Source organism: Delftia sp. PX-1, from assembly GCF_055797465.1.
In genome coordinates this window covers 6,344,360-6,367,650 of record NZ_CP184763.1, presented here as the reverse complement: position 1 = coordinate 6,367,650, position 23,291 = coordinate 6,344,360, and the positions used below count along the sequence as shown (strand labels likewise).

Below are 23,291 nucleotides of genomic sequence, written 5' to 3'. Positions count from 1 at the left end.
TGTCGAAGTCTAGTTGTGGATAGGAGGAACTGTTGCGAGGCTGCCATTGTAGCTTTTGCGGAAGTTATCCACAAAATATCAGGAGCTTGTCCTCTGCCCTGTCGCAAAATGGGCAGGCATCCTTCGGGTTCGAAGGGCATTGCATCAAGTGGGCAACGCTGTGATAATCGCGGGTTTCCCTGAATGTGTTCAGGGTGATATGTCCCGCCCGTCTGCATCGGGTCTGCATGCTGCTGCTGGTTGCCTTGGGCGAAACCTTCCCGGTTCGCGCTCCTGGCCGCACATGGCAAGTGCATCGTGCAGATTTTTGGCAGGTGGCCTGGCGGTTTGCCTTTGTGGCGGCTGCTGGCTGCACTGCGTGTAGCGTGCCGGATACGGGACCGGTGCAAAACTGAACCTTCTCTAGGAACCAACATGAAACGTACTTACCAACCCTCCAAGACCCGTCGCGCCCGCACCCACGGCTTTCTGGTCCGCATGAAGACCAAGGGCGGCCGCGCCGTGATCAACGCTCGCCGCGCCAAGGGCCGCAAGCGTCTGGCCGTCTAAGGCCAGCCATTGCTGGGCGGTTTGCTCGCTGCACTGAACCCCTGAAAGGGGTGCTGGAATGCAACGGCTGAAAACACGTCCGCAGTTTCAGGCCGCCATGGCTGCCGGTACGATTTCGCGTACCGCGCACTTCGCCCTGCACCGTCTCGTTCTGACGGAGCAGGTCGCTGCCATGCCGCCACCGACAGGGCCCGGATCGCAAGATCCGCAGGCCCTGTTCGGCGTTGGCGCGGTGCGCCGGGATGCCTGGCTGGGTGCCATGGTGCCCAAGCGCTGGGCGCGCCGATCGGTGACACGCCACACCATCAAGCGGCAGATCTACGCCGTGGGCGGCGAGCACGAGGCCTTGATGCTCCATGGCGCGCATGTGGTGCGATTGCGCTCGGGCTTTGACCGGCGCCAGTTCGTGAGCGCCACGTCCGATGTGCTCAAGCAGGCGGTTCGTGCCGAGCTGCAGCAGCTGTTCGCCCATGCCGCGAAACGCCTGTCGCAGCCGGCACCCGGGTTGCCTCAGCCAGCGCAGGAGCCGGCCGCTGCCGCTGGCGAGCCTGCCGGAGCCACGCCATGATGCAGCGGCTGCTGATGGCGCTGGTGCGTGGCTATCGGCTGATGCTCAGTCCCTGGCTGGGCTCGGCCTGCCGCTTCACGCCGACCTGCTCTGCCTATTCCCTTGAAGCGCTGGAGCAACACGGCGCTGCGGTAGGCTCCTACCTGACACTGCGCCGACTGGCGCGCTGTCATCCGTGGTGTGACGGGGGGCATGACCCTGTGCCAGAGCACAAGCCCAGGCTGTTCACCAGCCTGACGGCTGCGCCCGAAAACACCCAACCTTCCTCACCTAAGAAGTCTTCATGAACGATATTCGCCGCACCATCCTGTGGGTGATATTTGGCTTTTCGCTGGTCTTGCTATGGGACAAATGGCAAGTGCACAACGGCAAGAAGGCCACTTTCTTCCCCGCGCCGGCCGTGGCCACGGCCCCGGCACCTGAAACGGGCAAGGCGCCCGGCGACGCCAGCGTGCCCTCGGCAGCGACTGCGGCAACGGCCGGTGCCGGCGAAGTGCCTGGCGGCGCTGCCGCGCCCGAGGCTGCTCCGCGCCAGAACGTGACCATCAGCACCGACGTGCTGCGCCTGACCTTCGACAGCCAGGGCGGCACGCTGCGCCATGCCGAGCTGCTCAAGTACGCCGATTCCGCCCACAAGGACAAGCCGGTCGTGCTGTTCGACGAGAGCGTGCACCGTGTGTATCTGGGCCAGTCGGGCCTGATCGGCGGCGGTTTCCCCACGCACAAGACGACCATGACCGCGCTGCCCGGTGCACGCGAGCTCAAGGACGGCGAGGACCAGATGGAGCTTCGCTTCGAGTCGCCCGACATGGGCGGCGTGAAGCTGGTCAAGATCTGGACGCTCAAGCGCGGTGCCTACGACATCGGCGTGCGCCATGAAGTGGTGAACACCGGCACGACTGCCGTGAACCCGCAGCTGTACCTGCAGCTGGTGCGCGACGGCAACAAGCCCGAAGGCGAAGAGTCCACCATGTACTCCACCTTCACGGGCCCGGCCGTCTACACCGACGAGAAGAAGTACCAGAAGGTCGAGTTCAAGGACATCGAAAACGGCAAGGCCAGCGTCGAGAAGTCGTCCTCGGGCGGCTACGTGGCCATGGTCCAGCATTACTTCGCCAGCGCCTGGCTGCTGGCCGAAGGCGTGCAGCGCGAGAACTTCCTGCGCAAGGTGGACAGCAACCTCTACGCCGTCGGCATGATCACGCCCGTGGGCACCATCGAGCCCGGCCAGAGCAAGAGCGTGGAAGCGCGCCTGTTTGCCGGACCCCAGATCGAAAAGCGCCTGGAGGCTCTGGCCCCCGGCCTGGAGCTGGTCAAGGACTATGGCTGGCTGACCATCCTGGCCAAGCCGCTTTACTGGCTGCTGGACAAGCTGCACGGTTTCCTGGGCAACTGGGGCTGGTCCATCGTGGCCCTGGTGCTGCTGCTGAAGATCGCCTTCTACTGGCTCAATGCCAAGGCCTACTCCTCGATGGCCAAGATGAAGGCCATCAACCCGCGCATCATGGAAATGCGCGAGCGCCTCAAGGACAAGCCCCAGCAGATGCAGCAGGAGATGATGCGCATCTACCGCGAGGAAAAGGTCAACCCCATGGGCGGCTGCCTGCCCATCATCATCCAGATCCCGGTGTTCATCGCGCTGTACTGGGTGCTGCTGTCCAGCGTGGAAATCCGCAACGCGCCCTGGATCGGCTGGATCACCGACCTGTCGGCCAAGGACCCGCTGTTCATCCTGCCCGTGCTGATGACCCTGTCGTCGCTGCTGCAGACCGCGCTGAACCCCGCTCCGCCGGATCCGATGCAGGCCAAGATGATGTGGATCATGCCCCTGGTCTTCAGCGTGATGTTCTTCTTCTTCCCGGCCGGCCTGGTGCTGTACTGGCTGACGAACAACATCCTGTCCATTGCCCAGCAGTGGATCATCAACACCCGCATGGGCGTGCCGCCGCAGTTCAATCTGCCCAACTTCGGCAAGACCAAGCCTGCCAAGTAAGCCTGCGAAGGCCCTGGCTCCAAAGCCCGCTTCGGCGGGCTTTTTTCATGGGCGGCCTATCATCGGCGGCCTGAAATCCCTTCCCAAGAAAGCTCCATCCATGCTGCCCCGCCACAACGACCCCATTGCCGCCATCGCCACCGCTCCGGGGCGCGGCGCCGTGGGCATCGTGCGCGTCTCCGGCAAGGGGGTGGCGCCGCTGGTGCGGGTGCTGTGCGGGCGCGACCTCAAGCCGCGCGAGGCCACCTACCTGCCGTTGCGCGATGCCGCAGGCGGACCCATAGACCACGGCCTGGCCCTGTTCTTCCCGGCGCCGCACAGCTACACCGGCGAGGACGTGCTGGAGCTGCAGGCCCACGGCGGCCCGGTCGTGCTGCAGCTGCTGCTGGCACGCTGCCTGGAGGCGGCGCAAGAGCCTCTCGAAGGCCATCGCAGCGTACTGCCTGGCCTGCGCCTGGCCCAGCCTGGGGAATTCACCGAACGTGCCTTTCTCAACGACAAGATCGATCTGGCCCAGGCCGAAGCCATTGCCGACCTGATCGACGCCAGCACCGAGGCCGCCGCGCGCAGCGCGAGCCGCTCGCTGTCGGGAGCCTTCTCCGAGGAGATTCATGGCCTGCGCGATGCGCTGGTGCACCTGCGCATGCTGGTCGAGGCCACGCTGGACTTTCCCGAGGAAGAGATCGACTTCCTGCAAAAGGCCGATGCCAGCGGCCAGCTCGCGCGGCTGCGCGGCAAGCTGGACCAGGTGCTGTCGCGCGCCCACCAGGGTGCGCTGCTGCGCGAAGGCATCAAGGTCGTGATCGCAGGGCAGCCCAATGCGGGCAAGAGCTCGCTGCTCAATGCGCTGGCCGGTGCCGAGCTGGCCATCGTCACGCCCATCGCCGGCACCACGCGCGACAAGGTGCAGCAGACCATCCAGATCGAGGGCGTGCCCCTGCATGTGATCGACACGGCAGGCCTGCGCGAGAGCAGCGACGAGGTCGAGCGCATCGGCATCGCGCGCGCCTGGGACGAGATCGCCGCGGCCGATGCCGTGCTCTTCCTGCACGACCTCACGCGCATGGGCGACAACGACTATCTGGCCGCGGACGCGGCCATCGCCGAAACCCTGGCCCAGAAGCTGCCGGGCCAGGTGCCCGTGATCGATGTCTGGAACAAGACCGATCGCGCCGAGCCGGCCCAGCTGCAGGCGCATGGCGGGCGCGAAGGCAGCGTGGCGCTGTCGGCACGCACTGGCGACGGCCTGGATGCGCTGCGCCGGCGCCTGCTGGATGTGGCCGGATGGCAGTCCGCTCCCGAAGGCCTGTACCTGGCGCGCGCACGCCATGTGGAGGCGCTGCAGGCCGTGGCCGCGCACCTGGAAGAGGCCGAGCTGCAGCTGGCGGCCCAGGCCGCCCATCTGGACCTGCTGGCCGAGGAACTGCGCCTGGCCCAGGTCTCGCTGAACTCCATCACCGGGGAATTCAGCTCGGATGACCTGCTGGGTGTGATCTTCTCGAGCTTTTGCATTGGCAAGTGACAGAAGGGATGCGGGCTGAGCGCGGCATGCCCAGCACGGCTGATGGGATGGCGGCAATATTTATCTTTTGCTACAAAATTTGCCGTCGAAAACCCACGCGCCGGCATTGGCGTGCACGCTGCCGTCGCTTAGCATGCGGCGTGCCGCAGCGGCCCTTGCCGCTGCCTGTCGCCGGGTGCCGTCCCGGAGCGGGTACGCGGCCCACTTCGAACCGGATCCGCCATGTCTTCTTCCTCCCACAATGATTTGCGGCCCTTGGCCCAGGCCATGTCGTCGGCCGTGGCTGTCGACGGTGTGCAGAACGCGCTGACCTCGGAGCAGTGGGATCTGCTGGCACCTTACCTGGTGCCCGTCACTCTGGCCGCGGGCGAGCTGCTGTTTGCCGAAGGTTCGCTGGACCGCAATCTGTACTTCGTGGAGTCCGGCAGCCTCAGCGTGCACTACCAGGATGCCAAGGAGCGCATCCGCCTGGCCATCGTCGGTCCGGGCTCCATCCTGGGCGAGGGCGCCTTCTTCGCGCACCGCGCGCGCCACGCCACCGTGCAGGCTGCCGCGCCGGGGCGCCTGTGGTGCCTGACGGCCATGCGCTTCGCCGAACTCAGCAACCGCCAGCCCGGGGTGGCGCTGGCCCTGGTCATGGCCGCCGGCCAGGTCCTGGCGCGACGCGCGGTGGACAGCCGCCGCCGGGTGGCGAGCACCTGAGCAGCACCTGAACGGCACTTGGGCGAAGGCTCTCCGGGGGCCGGGTGGGATTACAGACCGGGCTTTGCTCTGCGACAAATTGATACAGCGGTTTTTGCAACACCTGTGCTCAAAATGTCGCCAAGTTGCAGGCACAATGCCGCGAGTTTGTGACTATTCGTGACAATGAGAGCCCCCATGTCTGTGTTCAACTGGTTTTCCCGCAAGCCTTTGCCCGAACAGGGCCGTGGTTCGCCTGGAAACGATGGCCAGGCCAACCCCGCGGCACGCCGTGATGCCGTCGCGGCCGGGCGCCGCAGCGAGCGGTCCGAGCGCCGTGAGCAGCTCTATGGCGTGGTGCGCGATGTCATGGTGCGTGCCGGGGTGTTGTCGGCCAGCTACAAGTTCAAGGTGCTCTCGCTGGACAGCGTGGGCCAGCGCTTCGTGGTGATGATGGACCTGGCACGGGCCTATGCCAGCGAAACCGCTCGGCTCAGCGAGATCGAGGCCATGCTGGCCCAGGCGGCCAAGGCCCGCATGGGCGCGGTCGTGACAGCCGTGTACTGGCGGGTCAGCGACCAGAACGCTGCCGCCCAGGCCCAGGTGCATTCCGTGGCCGTGCGCACACCGCGTCCCGTCCAGCCCGTGGCCGTCCCCGCCGTGGCTGCGATGGAGGCCGTGGCGCCCCAGCGCCGCAGGCAGGACACGGCGCCGTTCGAGCCCATAGACGATCAGGAAATGGCCGCCTTCAAGATGGCCGTGGCGGCCATGCCCGCTGCAGCCCGTGGTGCGGGCTCTGCAGCTGCGGCGCCCGCCGGCGTGCGCCGCTCGGGCCCCTTGCTCGGGCCGGGCGCAGGCGAACGCGGCGCGGACTTTCACCACAGCACGCTGGACCATCTGGACCTGGGTGTCACCCAGTACGGCGAACTGCGCTGACCGGGCGCCGGCCTGATTCAGTGGCCGGCGAAATCCACCAGCGTGAACAGCGGCAGGCCGCCATCGCGCAGCAGGGTGGAGCCGCCCAGTTCGGGCAGATCCACGATGGCCGCGCCCTCGATCACCGTGGCGCCCAGCTTTTCCAGCAATCTCTTGCCGGCCATCATGGTGCCGCCGGTGGCGATCAGGTCGTCGATCAGCAGTACGCGATCGCCGGTCTTGACGGCATCTGTGTGCAGCTCCACCGTGGCGCTGCCGTATTCGAGCTCATAGGTTTCCTCCACCGTGGTGAACGGCAGCTTGCCCTTCTTGCGGATGGGCACAAAGCCAACGCCCAGCTCGTGGGCCACCACGGCACCCAGGATGAAGCCGCGTGCATCGAGCCCTGCCACCACGTCGGGGCGCATGCCGCGCTGCATGTAGCGGTGCACGAAGGCGTCGGTCATCACGCGAAAGACCTGGGGGTCCTGCAGCAGCGGCGTGATGTCGCGGAACTGCACGCCGGGCGCCGGCCAGTCGGGCACGGTGCGTATGTGCGATCGCAGGTAGTCGTTGACGCTGAGGGTGGTGTGCATGGCGCTGGATCGGGGGCTGGAAAGAACGGGCCAGTGTACCCAGACGCCCGATGGGGGCCGCCGCCGCCGGGTAGCCAGACCGCCTAAAATCTTCCAGATGAATTCTGATGCTGTCACCTTGAATGCGCTGGATACGTCCAGGGTCCTGCGCTTGGCCCGCGACACCCTGGGCATCGAGGCCGATGCCCTTCTTGCCATGTCGCAGCGCCTGGATGGCGTGTTCGGTGAAGTGGTGCAGCGCATCCTGAGCCTGTCCGGCCGCGTCGTCGTGATGGGCATGGGCAAGAGTGGCCACGTCGGGCGCAAGGTGGCGGCCACCCTGGCATCCACGGGCACTCCCGCCTTCTTCGTGCATCCGGGCGAGGCCAGCCATGGCGACCTGGGCATGGTGACCGGCATCGATCTGGTACTGGCGCTGTCCAACAGCGGCGAGGCCGATGAACTCACCGTGCTGCTGCCTGCCATCAAGCGCCAGGGCATACCCCTGGTGGCCATGACCGGCGGCGCGCAGTCCACGCTGGCCCGCCATGCCGACTGGGTGCTGGACACCCGTGTGGAGCGCGAGGCCTGCCCTTTGAACCTGGCACCCACGGCCAGCACCACCGCGCAGATGGCCATGGGCGACGCCCTTGCCGTGGCACTGCTCGATGCACGCGGCTTTGGCGCCGAGGACTTTGCGCGCTCCCATCCGGGCGGCGCGCTGGGCCGCAAGCTGCTGACCCATGTGCGCGATGTCATGCGCAGCGGCAAAGAGCTGCCCAAGGTCGGGGCCGATGCCAGCTTTGTCGAGTTGATGCGCGAGATGAGCGCCAAGGGCCTGGGCTGCTCGGCCATCGTCGATGCGGCAGGCGTGCTGCAAGGCATCTTCACCGACGGAGACCTGCGCCGCCGTGTCGAGGCCGGCACCGACCTGCGCGCGCTGCAGGCCGGCGATGTCATGCACAAGGGCCCCCGCACCATCGCCGAAGACGCGCTGGCCGTCGACGCCGCCAGCATGATGGAGGAGCACGGCATCACTGCCGTGCTGGTGGCCGATGCGCAGCACCAGCTGCGCGGCGTGGTCCATATCCGCGACCTGATGCGCGCCAAGGTAATCTGATGGCACGCGCTCCCTTGACGCCCGTGCAGAACTGGGACGCACCACTGCTGCTGCTGGCGCAGGACGTGCGGGTGGCATTCTTCGATGTCGATGGCGTGCTGACCGATGGCGGCCTGCTGTTCTCTGGCGAAGGCGAAGTGCTCAAGCGCTTCAACACGCTGGACGGCCATGGTCTGAAACTGCTGCAAAAGGCTGGCATCACGCCCGCCGTGGTGACGGGCCGCGATTCGCCCGCGCTTCGCCTGCGGCTGAGCAATCTGGGCGTCACGCATGCGCGCTTTGGCACGGAAGACAAGGTGCCTGCCGCCGAGGCCATCCTGAAGGAGCTGGGCCTGCAATGGCACCAGGCGGCAGCCATGGGCGACGACTGGCCGGACCTGCCCGTGATGCGGCGCTCCGCCTTCGCCTGCGCACCGGCCAACGCCCATGACGAAGTGCTGGCCGTGGCCGATTGGGTCACGCCGCGCAGCGGCGGTGAAGGAGCGGTGCGCCAGCTGTGCGACCTGCTGCTGGCCGCGCGTGGCGCCTATGCCGGGCTGCTGGCGGAATACGCATCATGATCCAGGCCTGGCGCCGCGTCGGTGACCGGCTTTCCCTGTACCTGCCCGTGCTGCTGATGGGCCTGCTGGCGCTGGGCACCTGGTGGCTGGTGCGCAATGCGCCGCAGCCCCTGGCCAGCGGCACCGAAAAGGCCGTGGCGCACGAGCCCGACTATTTCATGAAGGATTTCTCGATCAAGAGCTTCGATGCCACGGGGCGTCTGAAGAGCCAGATCGAGGGCAGCATGGGCCGCCACTATCCCGATACCGACACGCTTGAAATCGACAACGTCCGCATGTTCGCGGTCTCGCCCGAAGGCCGCATCACGCGCGGCAGTGCGAACCGGGCGCTGAGCAATGCCGATGGTTCCGAGGTGCAGATGTTCGGCAATGCCATCGTCACGCGAGAGCCATTTGTGACAGCAGGTAAACAGCCGCAGCCGCAGTTGCAATTCCAGGGCGAATTCCTGCACGCCTGGCCCAACGAGGAGCGCGTGAGTTCCAACCAGCCCGTGGTGCTGACCCGTGGCAAGGACCGCTTCACGGCCGACAGCATGCACTACAGCAACCTGGATCTGGTCATGAAACTGCAGGGCCGCGTGCGCGGCACCCTGCAGCCTTCCAGGACCAAGTAAGGCGCCAGCGCAAGCGCAGGCGTGCCGATGGAGAACAAGCCATGACGACATCCTCGCGCAGCCCGGCACCCCTGGCCTTCATCACCGGCGCATCCAGCGGCATAGGCCAGGCCCTGGCCTGGCACGCCTACCAGCAAGGCTGGTCGCTGGCGCTGGTGGCTCGGCGCGGCGACGTGATGGCGCAATGGGCTGCGCAACAGGGCCTGGACTCCTCGCGTTTCGCCCTCTACGAGGCTGATGTGGGCGTGCCTGACAGCATCATCGCCGCCGCCCGGCGCTGCGAGCAGCAGCAGGGCCTGCCCGATGTCGTGATCGCCAATGCTGGCGTCAGCTGGGGCGTGGACACCTCGATGCGCGAGGACATCGACACCATGCAGCAGGTGCTGGCCGTCAACACGATGGGGGTTGTGGCCAGCTTCCACCCCTTCATCGCACCCATGGTGCAGCGTGGAAGCGGGCAACTGGTCGGAATTTCCAGTGTGGCCGGGCTGCGCGGCCTGCCAGGACACGGCGCTTATTGCGCCAGCAAGGCTGCAGTCATTGCCTATTGCGAAAGCCTTCGCGGTGAATTGCGCAGTAGTGGCGTAAAAGTCACGACATTGCTTCCTGGCTATGTGGATACACCCCTCACGCGTGGTAACCGCTATGGCATGCCATTCCTATTGGAGCCGCAGGAGCTTTCCGCAAGGGCCTGGCGTGCCATTGAAGCTCGCCGCAGTCTGGTCATCATTCCATGGCAAATGGCCTGGGTGGGGCGGTTGATGAAAATTCTCCCCAACGCGATATTCGACAGGCTGCTTGTAGGACGGAAGCGCAAACATCGGCATTTGGAAAATCCCTGATGCCCATTGCCGTTCGGAATATGTTCATGCACGCATCTTGTGCGTAAAAAAGGCTCCATGAAGGAGCCTTTTTGATTCGGGGTAACACTGAGAACCGTGGATCTCATTCCCCGTTGTTATTGTTGTTTCCCCAGCCGCCGCCACGGCCGCCATTGCGGGGGCCGGAGCCATAAGGGCTGCGGAATCCGCCGTCGCCACGACCGCCGTAGCCGCCGCCACCGCCGCCGTCGCCACGGCCATAGCCGCCACGGTCGCCACCGTCACCGCGTCCGTAGCCACCGCCATCACCGCGGCCACCGCCACCGTAACCGCCACCGCCGCCATCACCACGGCCATAGCCGCCGCCACCGCCGCCAAAGCCGCCCGAACGCGGGGGGCGAGGCTCCATGGGACGTGCTTCGTTCACCACGAGGCTGCGTCCGCCCAATGGCTGGCCATTCATGCCCTGAACGGCAGCCTGAGCCTCGGCATCACTGCCCATCTCGACAAACCCGAATCCCTTGGAACGGCCTGTGTCGCGCTCCATCATGACCCGGGCGCTGGTGACAGCGCCGAACTGGCTGAATGCCTGCTCCAAGTCGTTGTCACGCACACCATAGGGAAGGTTGCCGACGTAAAGCTTATTGCCCATCAAAAACTCCTCAACTCCTCAATGCTCACTGGTTTGCGCTCGGCTTCAGGACGCACAGACATCAGGTTCCTTGTATACAAGAGCCTGGCCAACCTTCCTAAACACATAGCGTTCGAACGGGTCTGCCCGAAACTAAATTATGAAGCACAAAAATCAAAAAGATAAATGCTCGAAAACACAAGCTGATAACGTTTGGCAACAAAAAAGGGGCCCAGAGGGCCCCTTTTTTTGCTAACGCATGCTCTAAGCGAGAGCTTAGTAGCTGTTGCGACGGCCACCGCCGTAGCCGCCGTCGCGGTTGCCACCGCCGAAGCCGCCACCGCCGCCGCCGCCGAAGCCGCCGCCGAAGCCGCCGCTACGGGGAGCGCGGGGCTCCATCGGGCGGGCTTCGTTGACCACCAGGTCACGGCCGCCGCGGTTTTGGCCGTGCAGGCCTTGGATAGCAGCTTGTGCTTCGGCATCGCTGCCCATTTCGACGAAGCCGAAACCCTTGGAACGGCCGGTGTCGCGCTCCATCATTACCTTGGCGCTGTTAACGGCGCCGAATTCGCTGAAGGCTTGCTCCAGATCGCTGTCACGGAAGGTGTACGGCAGGTTGCCGACGTAAAGCTTGTTGCCCATGGAGGACTCCTGAAAAAACTGGAAAACGCGATGGAGCCCTAGGGAGTCAACACGGGATGACAACGTTAGAGACGCAAACGCACTAGCACTCATTGAGCCGAAGCCCGAACGAAAGCTCGCCCATTATGTGGCAGAAGTTTTCGCACGTTATTACTGTTTCGCAAAAATTCGTCGTGCCCGCCACAGAATGCCCCTGGGAGTTACCCTGAAATTGCGGCAGCGCATAAGCAAGTGCCTTGGCGGCAGTGGGGGCCGGCATGCAGATCCGAGGGCTGCTATGATCGCCGGCTCAGTCTTTGGGGAGTAGATCGTTCGGCTCAGCAGCCGGATGCATGCGTCAACAAACTTGGGCCTTCGCTGGCCTATGGCGTATGCGGCGCGCAGTGCAATGCTGCGTGTGACCGATCGAGACCATTGACCGCGCACCGATCCAAAGGCCGGAGTCGGAGCGTGGTCAATGCGTGCTCTATCCGGCCGGATAAATCCCCACACCATGGAAGCCTTCCTGATTTCAACCTCCGTCGTCGCGCTTGCCGAGATGGGGGACAAGACCCAGCTGCTGTCGCTGGTGCTCGCCGCGCGTTTTCGCAAACCCTGGCCCATCGTTGCGGGCATTTTCGTGGCAACCCTGGTCAACCATGCGCTGGCCGGTGCCGTGGGCGCCTGGATCACCAGCTATCTTGGCGAGAACGCCATGCGCTGGATCCTGGGCCTGTCCTTCATCGCCATGGCGGTCTGGATGCTGATCCCCGACAAGCTCGACGAGGACGAGGTCTCCGGGCATTCGCGCTGGGGCGTCTTCGGCACGACGCTGGTGGCCTTCTTCCTGGCCGAGATGGGCGACAAGACGCAGATTGCCACCGTGATGCTGGCGGCCAAGTACAACGCCTACCTGTGGGTGGTGGCGGGCACCACGCTGGGCATGATGCTGGCCAACGCTCCCGTGGTGTGGCTGGGCGACAAGCTGGTCAAGCGCGTGCCCATCCGGCTGGTGCATGTGATCTCGGCCGTGATCTTCCTGGTGCTGGGCGTGCTGGCCCTGTTCCTTCCGGGGGCAGGCGTTTTGGCATAATGATTCTTCATGCGCCGATTTGCTTCTGCTTGCGGGCGCTTTATAAATCCAGCTAAAGACGACACCAGAGAACCCGGCCTCGTTTTTAGCGATGCCGGGTTTTTTCATGTCCTTCATCGCCACACCACAATCCATGCACTTCGACGAGCCGCTGCCGCTGCAGGGCGGCGGCTCGATCCGTGACTACGACCTCGCCTACGAGACCTACGGGCAGCTCAACGCCGACCGCAGCAATGCCGTGCTGGTCTGCCATGCGCTCAACGCCTCCCACCATGTGGCCGGCGTGTACGAGGGCCAGCCCAAGAGCGAGGGCTGGTGGGACAACATGATCGGCCCCGGCAAGCCCGTGGACACGAACCGGTTCTTCGTGATCGGCGTGAACAACCTGGGCTCGTGCTTTGGCTCCACGGGCCCCATGCACGCGCATCCGGACACCGGCAGGATCTATGGCGCCGACTTTCCCGTGGTCACCGTGGAGGATTGGGTGGACGCCCAGGCCCGGCTGCTGGACCGGCTGGGCATAGCGCAGCTGGCCGCGGTGCTGGGCGGCAGCCTGGGCGGCATGCAGGCGCTGTCCTGGTCGCTGCGCCATCCGGACCGCATGCGCCATGCCGTGGTCGTGGCCAGCGCGCCCAACCTCAATGCGGAGAACATCGCCTTCAACGAGGTGGCGCGGCGCGCCATCGTCACCGATCCGGATTTCCATGGCGGGCATTTCTACGAGCATGGCGTGGTGCCGGCGCGCGGCCTGCGCATCGCCCGCATGATCGGCCACATCACCTACCTGAGCGACGACGTGATGAACCAGAAGTTCGGCCGCCAGCTGAGGGAGGGCCTGGACCTGAAGTACAGCACGCAGGACGTGGAGTTCCAGATCGAGAGCTACCTGCGCTACCAGGGCGAGAAGTTCAGCAGCTACTTCGACGCCAATACCTACCTGCTGATCACGCGCGCGCTCGACTACTTCGACCCGGCGCGCACGCATGGCGGCGACCTGACCCAGGCGCTGTCGGTGGCCAAGGCCGGCTTTTTGCTGGTCAGCTTCACCACCGACTGGCGCTTCGCGCCCGCACGCAGCCGCGAGATCGTGAAGTCGCTGCTGGAGAACAACCGCGACGTCAGCTATGCCGAGATCGACGCGCCCCACGGCCATGACGCCTTCCTGCTCGACGACCCCCGCTACATGAACGTGATGCGCTCCTACTTCGACGGCATCGCCCAGGAAACCACGACAGCCGCCAAGGAGGCCGCATGACCGAGCTGAACACCATGCAGGCGATTGCGCGCCTGATCCCCAAGGGCTCGCGCGTGCTCGACCTGGGCTGCGGCGATGGCGCCCTGCTGTCGCACCTTCAGCGCGAGCGTGGCTGCACCGGCTACGGCGTGGAGCTGGATGACGCCAACGTGCTGGCCTGCGTGCGCCGGGGCGTGAACGTGCTGCAGCTGAATCTGGAGGACGGCCTGGCCATCTTCCAGGACAACAGCTTCGACGTGGTGCTGCAGATCGACACGCTGCAGCATCTGCGCAATGCCGAGACCATGCTGCAGGAGACGGCGCGCATAGGGCGCGCGGGCATCGTCGCCTTCCCCAACTTCGCGCACTGGCCCAACCGCCTGTCCGTGCTGCGCGGGCGCATGCCGGTGACGCGGCGCCTGCCCTACCAGTGGTATGACACGCCCAACATCCGCGTGGGCACCTACAAGGACTTCGAGGTGCTGGCCACCCGGAACCGGCTGCGCATACTGGACTCCTTCGGCCTGCAGGATGGCCGCAGCGTGCGTACCCTGCCCAATCTCATGGCGGGCACGGCGGTCTTCCATTTCGAGCACGCCTGAGCGCAGGCGGGCCATGCCCGTGTCATCCCCGGCGCGCACAATCGAATGCCCCGAGACCCCGGAGACAGACATGGACAACCTCCCACGCCGCCGCGCGCTGGTCCTGGCCGGCGCGGCCGCCGGCCTGCTGGTGGCCGGCTGCGCCGCACCGCAGGCGCCCGCCCGAAGCGATGCCGCTGCCGACTGGCCGCCCCGGCCCGCGCTGATCGCCCATCGCGGCGCATCGGCGCTGCGGCCAGAGCACACGCTGGAGGCATACCGCGAGGCCATACGCGCGGGCGCCGACTTCATCGAGCCCGACCTGGTCATCACGCGCGATGGCGTGCTGGTGGCGCGGCATGAGAACGCCATCGCCATCCTGGCGGCCGACGGCAGCCTCAAGGAGGCCACCACCAATGTGGCCGACCGTCCCGAGTTCGCGGCGCGCAAGACCACCAAAACCATCGACGGGCAGGCGATCACGGGCTGGTTCGTGGAGGATTTCACGCTGGCCGAGTTGAAGACGCTGCGTGCGCGCGAACGCATCCCGGCGATCCGCCCGGCGAATGTGCAGTTCAATGACCGTTTCGAGGTGCCCACGCTGCAGGAGGTCATCGACCTGGCCCGAGCCGAGAGCGCACGCACGAGCCGCACCATCGGCATCTATCCCGAGACCAAGCACCCGAGCTACTTCCAGTCCATCGGCCTGCCGCTGGAGCCCGCGCTGCTCAAGCTGCTCGCGGACAACGGCTGGAACCATGCGCAGGCGCCGGTGTTCGTGCAGTCCTTCGAGGTCGAGAACCTGCGCTGGATCCGTGCGCGCAGCAACCTGCGCCTGGTGCAGTTGCTGGCGCCCAAGGGCAAGCCCTATGACAGCGTGGCACGCGGCACGGGCCCCGGCTATGCCGACATGGTCACGCCCGCAGGCCTGGCCGAGATTGCGCGCTACGCCAACGGCATAGGGCCGAGCAAAAGCATGGTGATCCCTGTGGTGCAGGGTGCGAATGCCGCGCCCACTGCGCTGGTGGCCGATGCCCATCGCGCGGGGCTGCTGGTCCATCCCTGGACGCTGCGGCCCGAGAACGCCTTCCTTCCCCTGAGCCTGAAATCGCCGCCCGCACAGGACGGCGCCCGGCGTGGCAATGCGCGCGCCGACATGGACGATTTCCTGCGCACGGGCATCGATGGCATCTTCACCGACGACCCGTCGGGGGGGCGAGCCGCCATTGACGCTTTGCTCAAGTCGCGGCCTTGACCGGACGTGCTGCCGTGCGCCGGCCCGCTGCCTGCGCCTGCTCCAGCCACTGCTGGCGGCGTGCGGCATCGGCGCCGAGCACGGGTCCGAAACTGTGTATGCGCACGGGCCGGATGCCGCTGAACTCCAGGATGGCACGGCGCATCTGGTGATGGCCCGGCATGTGCGCCAGCCAGCGGTAATACCAGGGCGGGGAATCCATGCTCACCAGCAGATCGGCGGTGCGGCCGGCCAGCAGCCGGTCCCACAGCATCGAGCCCTTGCGGTACTTGAAGGCGAAGCCCGGCAGAAAGATGCGGTCGATGAAGCCCTTGAGCAAGGCCGGCAGGCCGCCCCACCAGGTCGGATAGACCCAGGCCAGGTGGCTGGCCCACAGGATGTCGGCCTGGGCCTGCTGCAGGTCAGGCTCCAGGGGCTGATCCTGGCGATAGCCGGCGCGCAGCAGCGGGTCGAATTCCAGTTCGCCCAGGCGCAGCGTGCGCACTTGGGCACCGCTGTCGCGTGCGCCCTGGGCGTAGGCATCGGCCAGGCCGGCGCACAGGCTGCCGGCCGACGGGTGGCCGAGGATGATCAGGATGCGCTGGGGATGATGGGGGTGCGTGGTGCTTGGAGACATGGCGGCCATGTTCGCCTTGCCCCAAGGGGCAGGGTCAAGACCCTGGATCAAGCCATGGCGGTTTCGCAGGCGCGTTCTCTGGAATCCGCCGGCTCCAGGCGGCATTCGAGCAGCTCACGCTCCAGTGCGGCCAGCTGCGTCTGCAGTCCCTGAAGGTGCTGCATCTGCGCCTGCACCTGCTCGCGGCGGCCGCGCAGCAGCCGGGCCAGCGCGTCCCAGCTGTCGGCGTGGTCCAGGCGCTGCAGGCCATGCAGCTCGTCGAGTCGAAAGCCCAGCCCCAGCGCCTGGCGGATGCGCTGCACCAGCACCAGATCCTGCTGTCCATACACGCGGTAGCTGCCTGCCCGCGCCACGGCACCGAGCAGGCCCCGTGATTCATAGAGCCTGACGGCCTTGGGCGAGCAGCCGGCGCGTCGGGCGAGTTCTCCGATATACATGGGGCGTGATCGTAGTCGCTGGCGCCGGGCTCTCATGGTCTGCATGGCGTTGGCGCACAATGACCGGATCGCGGCGCTGGCTTCGCTCGAACGGTGCGCCCATCCCTGACACGAGGACCCACCATGAATGCACGCACTCCTTCACAACTGCTGCAGCCCGCAGCCGCGCTGGACCGGATCAGCCGCTCCTGGGACGAGCGCATCGTCCCGGCGCTGACCGAGTACATCGCCATTCCCGCCAAGTCGCCCATGTTCGCGCCCGACTGGGAGCAGCAGGGCCACCTGGAGACCGTGCTGCGCAATGCGGCCGACTGGGTGCAGGCGCAGAAGGTGGCCGGCCTGACGCTGGAGATCGTGCGTCAGCCGGGCCGCACGCCAGTGCTGTTCTTCGAGGTGGAAGGCACGCAGGACAAGGCGGCCTCCAGCCCCACGGTGCTGATGTACGGCCATCTGGACAAGCAGCCCGAGTTCGACGGCTGGCGCAGCGACCTGGGTCCGTGGACGCCCAAGTACGAGAACGGAAAGCTGTACGGGCGCGGCGGTGCCGATGATGGCTACGCGGTCTACGCCAGCATTGCCGCCGTGCAGGAGCTCAAGCGCCAGGGCGTGCCGCACCCGCGCATCCTGGGCCTGATCGAGACCTGCGAGGAAAGCGGCTCGCGCGACCTGTTGCCCTATGTCGATGCCCTGCGTCCGCGCCTGGGCGATGTGGGCCTGGTGATCTGCCTGGACAGCGGCGCCGGCAACTACGACCAGCTGTGGCTGACCACCAGCCTGCGCGGCATGGCCAGCGGCACGCTGAAGGTGGAGATCCTCACGGAGGGCGTGCACTCGGGCGATGCCTCGGGCGTCGTGCCGTCGTCCTTCCGCATCCTGCGCCAGGTGCTGGACCGTCTGGAGGACAGCAAGACCGGGCGCCTGCTGCCCGCCAGCTTCCACTGCGAGGTCCCGGCCGACCGCATGGCCCAGATGCGCGCCACGGCGGCCATCCTCGGCGAGGAGACCTATGCGCGCTTTCCCTGGGCGCACTACGACTGCGGCGGCTCCACGCTGTTTGCCCTGCCCACCACCACCGACCCGGTGCAGGCGCTGGTCAAGCGCACCTGGGAGCCCACGCTGAGTGTCACAGGCGCAGAGGGCCTGCCCGCGCTGCAGGATGCCGGCAACGTGCTGCGGCCCTACACGGCCTTCAAGCTCAGCCTGCGCCTGCCGCCCCTGGTCGATGCCGCCGCCTGCGTGCAGGAGATGAAGGCGCTGCTGGAGGACAACGCGCCCTACCAGGCCCGTGTGACCTGGCAAGGGCTGTCGGGTGCCAGCGGCTGGAATGCGCCAGCCATGGACGGCTGGTTCGAGGACGCGCTCAACGCCGCCAGCCAGGCGCATTTCGGCGCCTCCTGCGGCTACATCGGGCAGGGCGGCACGATTCCGCTGATGAACATGCTCAGCCAGGGCTTTCCCAAGGCCCAGATGATGGTCTGCGGCGTGCTCGGCCCCAAGAGCAACGCCCACGGCCCCAATGAATTCCTGCACGTGCCCTATGCCAAGAAGCTCACGGCCGCCGTGGCCCAGGTGATCGCCGCCATGGCCGTGACGCAGGCAGCTTCCGAAGCCGGTGCCGGCACTGCCGGCGTGGCGTAATGGCAGCGTCTGCCCCCGCGCCGGAAGGCCAGGTCACACGCCTGGCATCCGGCGACGGCGCCGAGCTGTCACTGTGCGATTGGCCTGCCGGCGAGGGCCCGGCGCGCGCCACCGTGCTGCTGGTGCACGGCCTGGGCGAGCACATCGGCCGCTATGCGGCACTGGCCCAGCGGCTCAATGCCTGGGGCTATGCCGTACGCGGCTACGACCAATATGGCCACGGACGCTCGGCAGGGCCGCGCGGTGGCCTGACGGGCGACAACCGGCTTCTGGACGACCTGGCGGCCGTGGTGGATGACACGCGCGCCCGGCAACCGGCCGGCCAGCCGCTGGTGCTGTTGGGCCACAGCCTGGGCGGTCTGGTGGCGGCGCTGTTCGTGGCCCGGGCCATCCGGCCTGTCGATGCGCTGGTGCTGTCCTCGCCAGCCCTCGATGTGGGTCTGTCGCCGATCCAGAAATTGCTCGTTGGCACGCTGCCGCACCTGCTGCCCGATCTGCGCGTGTCCAACGGCCTGCAGATTCCGTATCTCTCGCATGACGTGGCGGTCTGCGATGCCTACCGCGCCGATCCGCTGTGCCACGACCGCATCAGCGCACGGCTGGCGCGCTTTCTGGCGCAGGGCGGCCCGCAGGTGCTGGCCCGTGCGGGCAGCTGGAGTGTGCCCAGCCTGTTGCTGTGGGCAGGGGACGACAGGCTGGTGGCGCCGGCCGGCAGCCAGGCCTTTTCCGACCGTGCGCCGCCGGCCGTGGTGCAGGCGCAGTGCTTTGACGGCGCCTACCACGAGCTGTTCAACGAAAGCGATGCCTTCGCCGCGCCCGTGTTCGCAAGGCTGCGGCAGTGGCTGGGCCGGTTCAGTCCAGCGTGAGCGCCGCCAGCGCGGCCAAGGGCGCGGTTTCCGCGCGCAGAACGCGTGGACCCAGCGTGACGGGCACGAAACCCTGGGCGCGGGCCAGGGCCTCTTCGGCCGGAGAGAGGCCCCCTTCGGGGCCCGATAGAAAGACCACGGGCGCATCCTCGGCCATGGCGTCCACGATCTCGCCCAGCGGCCGGGTTCCCTCGCCCAGCGACAGCAGCAGCCGCAGCGTGCCGGGCGGCAGCTGTTTCGCGCCGCCCTCCAGCCAGTCTTGCAGGTCGGTGGGCGCATGCAGCGGCGGCACGCGGTTGCGTGTGCACTGCTCGCAGGCCGACACGGCCACGGCCTGCCAGTGCGCCAGCTTTTTCTCGGCGCGCTCGCCCTTGAGCTTGAGCACGCTGCGCTCGGCCACCAGCGGCGTGATGCTGGCGGCGCCCAGCTCGGCGGCCTTCTCCACCAGCCAGTCCATGCGTTCGTTGGCCGTGATGCCTGCCAGCAGGTGCACGGGGCGCAGCGGTTCGCGTTCCACGGCGTGGTGCGCGCCTATGCGCACGGCCACGTCGCTGCGGCCCATGCGCAGGACCGTGGCCTCGAACTCGCCGCCGCTGAAGCCCTCGCCGGCACGGCCCTGAAAGAGGGTGATGCCGTCGCCGGGCTGCAGGCGCAGCACCTGCACATGGCGCGCCGCACCGGGCGGCAGTTCGATGTCGTCGCCGCTGCGCAGCGCGATGGGGCAGTGAAAGCGTGGCATGGCGTACCTGTCCTCAAACGCGCCCGTAGGCCCAGCCCACCTGGGGCTGAATGTTCTCGATCTGGTCCACCAGGCGCAGCAGCGGCGTCAGTTCGCGGTAGCGGCTGCAGGTGGCGCGGATGTAGTGGATGAAGCGCGGCGTATCCGCCAGGTAGCGGGGCTTGCCGTCTCGCAATGTCAGCCGTGCAAAGATGCCGGCCACCTTGAGGTGGCGCTGCAGCCCCATCCACTCCACGCCACGGTAGAACTCGCCGAAATCGTCGCCCCAGCCGCTTTGGCTGCGCGCGCCCACCAATCCCGACTTGCGTGCCTTTTCCCAGTAACGCACGGTAATGTCGATGACAAAGTCCTCTTCCCAGCTGATGAAGGCATCGCGCAGCAGGCTGGCGATGTCATAGGTCACCGGGCCGTAGACCGCATCCTGGAAGTCCAGCACGCCCAGCGGGCCGCTGGCGGTCACGGGCTGCATGAGATTGCGCGTCATGAAGTCGCGGTGCACGAAGACGCTGGGTGCCGCCAGGTTGTGGGCCACGATCTGGTCGAAGGCCTTGGCCAGCGTGGCCTGCTGCCTGTCGTCGAGCACGGTCTCGCGGTGGCGCGCGATGTACCAGTCGGGGAACAGTTGCAGTTCGCGGCGCAGCAGGGCGCCGTCATAGGCGGGCAGCACGTCGGGGAGCGAGGCGGTCTGCCAGGCCAGCAGCACCTCCAGCGCCGAGCGGTACCAGGCTTCCGCGTCCTGGGGCTTTTCCGGGTCCAGCGCCTCGATGACGGTGTGGCCGCCCAGGTCGGACAGCAGCATGAAGCCGTGCACGGCGTCCCAGTCCAGGATCTGCGGCACGGCCAGGCCGGCCGAGGCCATCAGCGCCTGCACCTTGGCGAAGGGCGCGCAGTCTTCCTTGTCCGGCGGTGCATCCATGACGATGAGGCTGGCGCCGGCGGCGGTGTCCAGGCGCAGATAGCGGCGAAAGCTGGCATCGGCCGAGGCAGGGCGCAGGGTTTCGGGGCGCAGCGCGTGGCGGGCGGACAGCGGGGCCAGCCAGGCGTCGAAGGCGGCATGGCGGGCGGGGTCGGCCCAGACAACGCCGGCCGTGGGGGTGTTTGGATGGCTCATGGATAATCGCGATTCTACAAACCGCCACCCCGGCGAATGCCCGGCGGTGATGCTAGGCTTGCGCCTTTGTCCACCCGCCGCTGTTGACCACCGTGTACCTCCGACCGCCGCTCCCCGATCCGCTGGCTGCCCGCGCGCCCGCGCGCCCCGCTGTACGCCCGCTGGCCTGGCTTGTGGCTCTCGCATGGGCCGGTGGCTCGACGCTGGCCCAGGCCCAGCCCGCTGCGGCCGATGAAGGCCGGCTGCAGCAGGTGCGCCCGCTGCGCCCCAGCACGCTGATGCAGGAAACCTACCCTGAGGCGGTCCGCTCCCAGCAGCCCGTCTACGTGCGTGGCGACGCGCTCAGCGGCCAGCCGGACATCAATGCGGTGATCGAGGGCAATGCCGAACTGCGCCGCGGCGACACCATGATCCGCGCCGACCGGCTCGAATACCAGGTGCCCGACGACCGCGTCAATGCCTCGGGCGCCGTGCACATCAACCAGGCCGGCAATGTCTACGAAGGCTCGCAGCTGGACCTGCAGGTCGATGCCTTCAAGGGCTTTTTCGACAACGCCGGCTACCGCTTCCTGGCCAACGGGGCCTACGGCAAATCCTCGCGCGTGGACTTCATCGACCGCGACCATGCCGTGGTCCATGACGCGACCTACACCACCTGCCAGCGCGATGACGAAGCCACCTGGCAGCCGGCCTGGATGCTGCGCGCCCGGACCTTGCACATCGACATGGCCGAGGAAGTCGGCGTGGCCGAAGGCGCGGCCCTGCAGTTCAAGGGCGTGACCGTGCTGCCCGTGCCGCGCATGAGCTTTCCGCTGTCGGACAAGCGCAAGTCGGGCCTGCTGCCCCCCACCATGGGCCTGGACAAGCTCAGCGGCATCGAATACACGCAGCCCTACTACTGGAACCTCGCGCCCAACCGCGACATGACCCTGTATCCCTCGGTCATGAGCAAGCGCGGCGTCAACCTGGGCGCCCAGTTCCGCTATCTGGAGCCCACCTATTCGGGCGAGGCCTACGCGGCCTACATGCCGGGCGACCGCCAGCGCGACCGTGACCGCTGGGCCTACTCGCTGCAGCACCGGGGCGTCATCAACTCGCCCATCGGCGGCCTGGGGTTGAACATGAACCTCAACCGCGTCAGCGACGACAACTACTGGCGTGATTTCCCGCTGGCCGCCCGTACGCTGCGCGAGCGCCTGCTGCCCAGCGACGTGAACCTATCCTGGGCGCGTGGCGACGGGGTGCTGACCCTGCGCAGCCTGTACTGGCAGACCATGCAGGACGCATCGGCGCCCATTGCCCCGCCCTACGGCATGAAGCCGCAGCTGCAATGGCGCTACACGCCGCTGGACCTGCCGCACGGCCTGGACTTCAGCTTCGTGGCCGACACCACGCGCTTCGAGATCGACAAGCCCCTGGCCGGCATGACCTACAACAACGGCCAGCGCAGCTACATGCAGGCGCAGCTGAGCCGTCCCTTCCTGTCGCCGGGCGCCTTCATCACGCCCAGGATCCAGTTGCACACCAGCAACTACCAGGTGGACCGCCTGATGAGCAACGGCAGCCGCAATGCCTCGCGCACGCTGCCCACGGTCAGTGTGGACAGCGGCCTGGTGTTCGAGCGCGACACCACGCTGTTCGGCCGCCAGCTGCTGCAGACCTTCGAGCCGCGCGCCTTCTACACCTACACGCCCTACCGCGACCAGAGCTTTCTGCCGCTGTACGACACGGCGCGCAACGACTTCAACTTCGCGAGCATCTACTCCGAAAACGACTACAACGGCCAGGACCGCATTGCCGACAACCACCTGCTGACCCTGGGCGCGACCACACGCCTGATCGACGGGGCCACGGGCGCGGAAAAGGCGCGTTTCGGCATTGCGCAGCGCGTGCGTTTCTCCGACCAGAAGGTCATCCTGCCCGGCGAGGTGCCTGCCACCAGCCGGCTGTCCGACGTGCTGCTGGGTGCGGCCATCAACTGGACCGATGCCTGGTCCACCGAAGGCACGACCCAGTACAACCGCGACCTGAACCGCCCGGTGCGCACCACCTTCGGCGCGCGCTACAGCCCCAGCTCCTACCGCACGGTGAACGTGGCCTACCGTACCCAGTACGACACCGTGGCACGCACCGATGCCAGCAAGCTGGTCGATGTGGGCTGGCAATGGCCCATCAACGACCTCTGGGGCGACAAGGGCCGTGACCTGGGGGCCGGCCGTGGCCAGGGCGGCGGCCGCTGGTACACGGTGGGCCGGCTGAACTACAGCCTGAAGGACCGCAAGCTCGTCGATACCGTGGTCGGGCTGGAGTACGACGGCTGCTGCTGGATTGGCCGCGTGGTGCTGGAGCGCCTGCAAAGCTCCATCACCCAGTCCAACACCCGGCTGCTGTTCCAGATCGAGTTCGTAGGCTTCTCGCGGCTGAGCCTGGGTGCCGACCCGCAGCGCAGCCTCAAGCAGAATGTGCCGCGCTACCAATACCTGCGCGAGTCGGTGACGCCGCCCAGCCGCTTCACCAATTACGATTAGAGCCAAGGCTCCAAACACGCTTT

General features: G+C 66.8%; 25 protein-coding genes. 18 read left to right on the top strand and 7 right to left on the bottom strand.

The features are described 5' to 3' along the window. Positions 1–414: 414 nt before the first annotated feature. From rpmH to ACN20X_RS29005, 7 genes are all read left to right on the top strand, one after another. Positions 415–549, top strand: a complete 135-nt coding sequence (gene rpmH, locus ACN20X_RS29035; RefSeq protein WP_012207856.1) for a 50S ribosomal protein L34 — start codon at positions 415–417, stop codon at positions 547–549. A 58-nt stretch (positions 550–607) separates the two neighbouring features. Further along, positions 608–1,117: a ribonuclease P protein component gene (locus ACN20X_RS29030; protein WP_017407041.1), complete on the top strand. Its 510-nt coding sequence runs from the start codon at positions 608–610 to the stop codon at positions 1,115–1,117. After that, a complete protein-coding gene (gene yidD / locus ACN20X_RS29025; protein WP_016447257.1) occupies positions 1,114–1,404 on the top strand; it encodes a membrane protein insertion efficiency factor YidD in 291 nt (96 codons plus the stop codon). Before ACN20X_RS29030 ends, yidD begins: the two co-directional genes overlap by 4 nt. Continuing rightward, positions 1,401–3,110: a membrane protein insertase YidC gene (yidC, locus tag ACN20X_RS29020; RefSeq protein WP_016447256.1), complete on the top strand. Its 1,710-nt coding sequence runs from the start codon at positions 1,401–1,403 to the stop codon at positions 3,108–3,110. Before yidD ends, yidC begins: the two co-directional genes overlap by 4 nt. A 100-nt stretch (positions 3,111–3,210) precedes the next feature. Then, a complete protein-coding gene (gene mnmE / locus ACN20X_RS29015) occupies positions 3,211–4,632 on the top strand; it encodes a tRNA uridine-5-carboxymethylaminomethyl(34) synthesis GTPase MnmE (RefSeq protein WP_017407040.1) in 1,422 nt (473 codons plus the stop codon). Between the two features lie 222 nt (positions 4,633–4,854). Further along, positions 4,855–5,334 (top strand): Crp/Fnr family transcriptional regulator, encoded by a 480-nt coding sequence (locus ACN20X_RS29010; RefSeq protein WP_016447254.1) that lies wholly within the window; start codon positions 4,855–4,857, stop codon positions 5,332–5,334. A 177-nt stretch (positions 5,335–5,511) separates the two neighbouring features. Next, positions 5,512–6,249 carry a hypothetical protein gene (locus ACN20X_RS29005; RefSeq protein ID WP_016447253.1) on the top strand — a complete coding sequence of 246 codons (738 nt, stop codon included), beginning with the start codon at positions 5,512–5,514 and terminating at the stop codon, positions 6,247–6,249. Between the two features lie 17 nt (positions 6,250–6,266). On the opposite strand, the gene ACN20X_RS29000 is transcribed toward ACN20X_RS29005, so the two are convergent. Next, complete coding sequence (locus tag ACN20X_RS29000) at positions 6,267–6,824, bottom strand: adenine phosphoribosyltransferase (protein WP_017405006.1); 558 nt, start codon at positions 6,822–6,824, stop codon at positions 6,267–6,269. A gap of 97 nt (positions 6,825–6,921) precedes the next feature. Here ACN20X_RS29000 and ACN20X_RS28995 point away from each other — a divergent pair, with 97 nt between their 5' ends. From ACN20X_RS28995 to ACN20X_RS28980, 4 genes are read left to right on the top strand one after another with little or no spacing between them, the layout of a single operon-like run. Continuing rightward, a complete protein-coding gene (locus ACN20X_RS28995) occupies positions 6,922–7,923 on the top strand; it encodes a KpsF/GutQ family sugar-phosphate isomerase (RefSeq protein WP_016454195.1) in 1,002 nt (333 codons plus the stop codon). Continuing rightward, complete coding sequence (locus tag ACN20X_RS28990) at positions 7,923–8,483, top strand: KdsC family phosphatase (RefSeq protein ID WP_016454196.1); 561 nt, start codon at positions 7,923–7,925, stop codon at positions 8,481–8,483. The genes ACN20X_RS28995 and ACN20X_RS28990 overlap by 1 nt, the downstream gene beginning before the upstream one ends. Beyond that, entirely contained in the window at positions 8,480–9,097 is a 618-nt protein-coding gene (gene lptC / locus ACN20X_RS28985; RefSeq protein ID WP_252651923.1) for an LPS export ABC transporter periplasmic protein LptC, read from the top strand. Before ACN20X_RS28990 ends, lptC begins: the two co-directional genes overlap by 4 nt. A gap of 41 nt (positions 9,098–9,138) precedes the next feature. Next, positions 9,139–9,939: an SDR family oxidoreductase gene (locus tag ACN20X_RS28980; RefSeq protein ID WP_252651922.1), complete on the top strand. Its 801-nt coding sequence runs from the start codon at positions 9,139–9,141 to the stop codon at positions 9,937–9,939. Between the two features lie 103 nt (positions 9,940–10,042). Here the strand turns inward: ACN20X_RS28980 and ACN20X_RS28975 are convergent, their stop codons facing one another. Together ACN20X_RS28975 and ACN20X_RS28970 are read right to left on the bottom strand one after the other, a co-directional pair. Then, positions 10,043–10,570, bottom strand: coding sequence for an RNA recognition motif domain-containing protein (locus ACN20X_RS28975; protein ID WP_082001643.1), 528 nt, complete (start codon positions 10,568–10,570; stop codon positions 10,043–10,045). Between the two features lie 255 nt (positions 10,571–10,825). Further along, positions 10,826–11,191: an RNA recognition motif domain-containing protein gene (locus ACN20X_RS28970; protein WP_016447246.1), complete on the bottom strand. Its 366-nt coding sequence runs from the start codon at positions 11,189–11,191 to the stop codon at positions 10,826–10,828. A 493-nt stretch (positions 11,192–11,684) separates the two neighbouring features. Here ACN20X_RS28970 and ACN20X_RS28965 point away from each other — a divergent pair, with 493 nt between their 5' ends. From ACN20X_RS28965 to ACN20X_RS28950, 4 genes are all read left to right on the top strand, one after another. After that, positions 11,685–12,263 (top strand): TMEM165/GDT1 family protein, encoded by a 579-nt coding sequence (locus tag ACN20X_RS28965; protein ID WP_034348253.1) that lies wholly within the window; start codon positions 11,685–11,687, stop codon positions 12,261–12,263. A 106-nt stretch (positions 12,264–12,369) separates the two neighbouring features. Further along, positions 12,370–13,518 (top strand): homoserine O-succinyltransferase MetX, encoded by a 1,149-nt coding sequence (gene metX, locus ACN20X_RS28960; protein WP_026062280.1) that lies wholly within the window; start codon positions 12,370–12,372, stop codon positions 13,516–13,518. Further along, positions 13,515–14,099 carry a methionine biosynthesis protein MetW gene (gene metW / locus ACN20X_RS28955; protein WP_012207840.1) on the top strand — a complete coding sequence of 195 codons (585 nt, stop codon included), beginning with the start codon at positions 13,515–13,517 and terminating at the stop codon, positions 14,097–14,099. Before metX ends, metW begins: the two co-directional genes overlap by 4 nt. Positions 14,100–14,169: 70 nt before the next feature. Next, on the top strand, positions 14,170–15,333 hold the full coding sequence (locus ACN20X_RS28950) for a glycerophosphodiester phosphodiesterase (RefSeq protein WP_473210149.1): 1,164 nt from the start codon (positions 14,170–14,172) through the stop codon (positions 15,331–15,333). Here the strand turns inward: ACN20X_RS28950 and ACN20X_RS28945 are convergent. Then, positions 15,317–15,958, bottom strand: coding sequence for an NAD(P)H-dependent oxidoreductase (locus ACN20X_RS28945; RefSeq protein ID WP_016447241.1), 642 nt, complete (start codon positions 15,956–15,958; stop codon positions 15,317–15,319). The two genes, ACN20X_RS28950 and ACN20X_RS28945, sit on opposite strands and share 17 nt — an antisense overlap. A gap of 38 nt (positions 15,959–15,996) precedes the next feature. Continuing rightward, positions 15,997–16,386, bottom strand: coding sequence for a MerR family transcriptional regulator (locus tag ACN20X_RS28940; protein ID WP_016447240.1), 390 nt, complete (start codon positions 16,384–16,386; stop codon positions 15,997–15,999). A gap of 123 nt (positions 16,387–16,509) precedes the next feature. Here ACN20X_RS28940 and ACN20X_RS28935 point away from each other — a divergent pair, with 123 nt between their 5' ends. Together ACN20X_RS28935 and ACN20X_RS28930 are read left to right on the top strand one after the other, a co-directional pair. After that, positions 16,510–18,024 (top strand): M20 family metallopeptidase, encoded by a 1,515-nt coding sequence (locus tag ACN20X_RS28935; protein ID WP_212645613.1) that lies wholly within the window; start codon positions 16,510–16,512, stop codon positions 18,022–18,024. Beyond that, the gene (locus tag ACN20X_RS28930; protein ID WP_046241499.1) at positions 18,024–18,890 is read left to right on the top strand and encodes an alpha/beta hydrolase; all 867 of its coding nucleotides are present in this window, start codon (positions 18,024–18,026) and stop codon (positions 18,888–18,890) included. The genes ACN20X_RS28935 and ACN20X_RS28930 overlap by 1 nt, the downstream gene beginning before the upstream one ends. Here ACN20X_RS28930 and ACN20X_RS28925 read toward each other — a convergent pair. Then, positions 18,877–19,629, bottom strand: coding sequence for a 16S rRNA (uracil(1498)-N(3))-methyltransferase (locus ACN20X_RS28925; protein ID WP_016447237.1), 753 nt, complete (start codon positions 19,627–19,629; stop codon positions 18,877–18,879). The two genes, ACN20X_RS28930 and ACN20X_RS28925, sit on opposite strands and share 14 nt — an antisense overlap. Positions 19,630–19,642: 13 nt before the next feature. Continuing rightward, positions 19,643–20,740, bottom strand: a complete 1,098-nt coding sequence (locus ACN20X_RS28920; protein WP_473210148.1) for an aminoglycoside phosphotransferase family protein — start codon at positions 20,738–20,740, stop codon at positions 19,643–19,645. Positions 20,741–20,832: 92 nt separating this feature from the next. On the opposite strand from ACN20X_RS28920, the gene ACN20X_RS28915 reads away from it, so the two are divergent. Beyond that, positions 20,833–23,268 (top strand): LPS-assembly protein LptD, encoded by a 2,436-nt coding sequence (locus ACN20X_RS28915; protein ID WP_016454205.1) that lies wholly within the window; start codon positions 20,833–20,835, stop codon positions 23,266–23,268. Positions 23,269–23,291 lie beyond the last annotated feature (23 nt).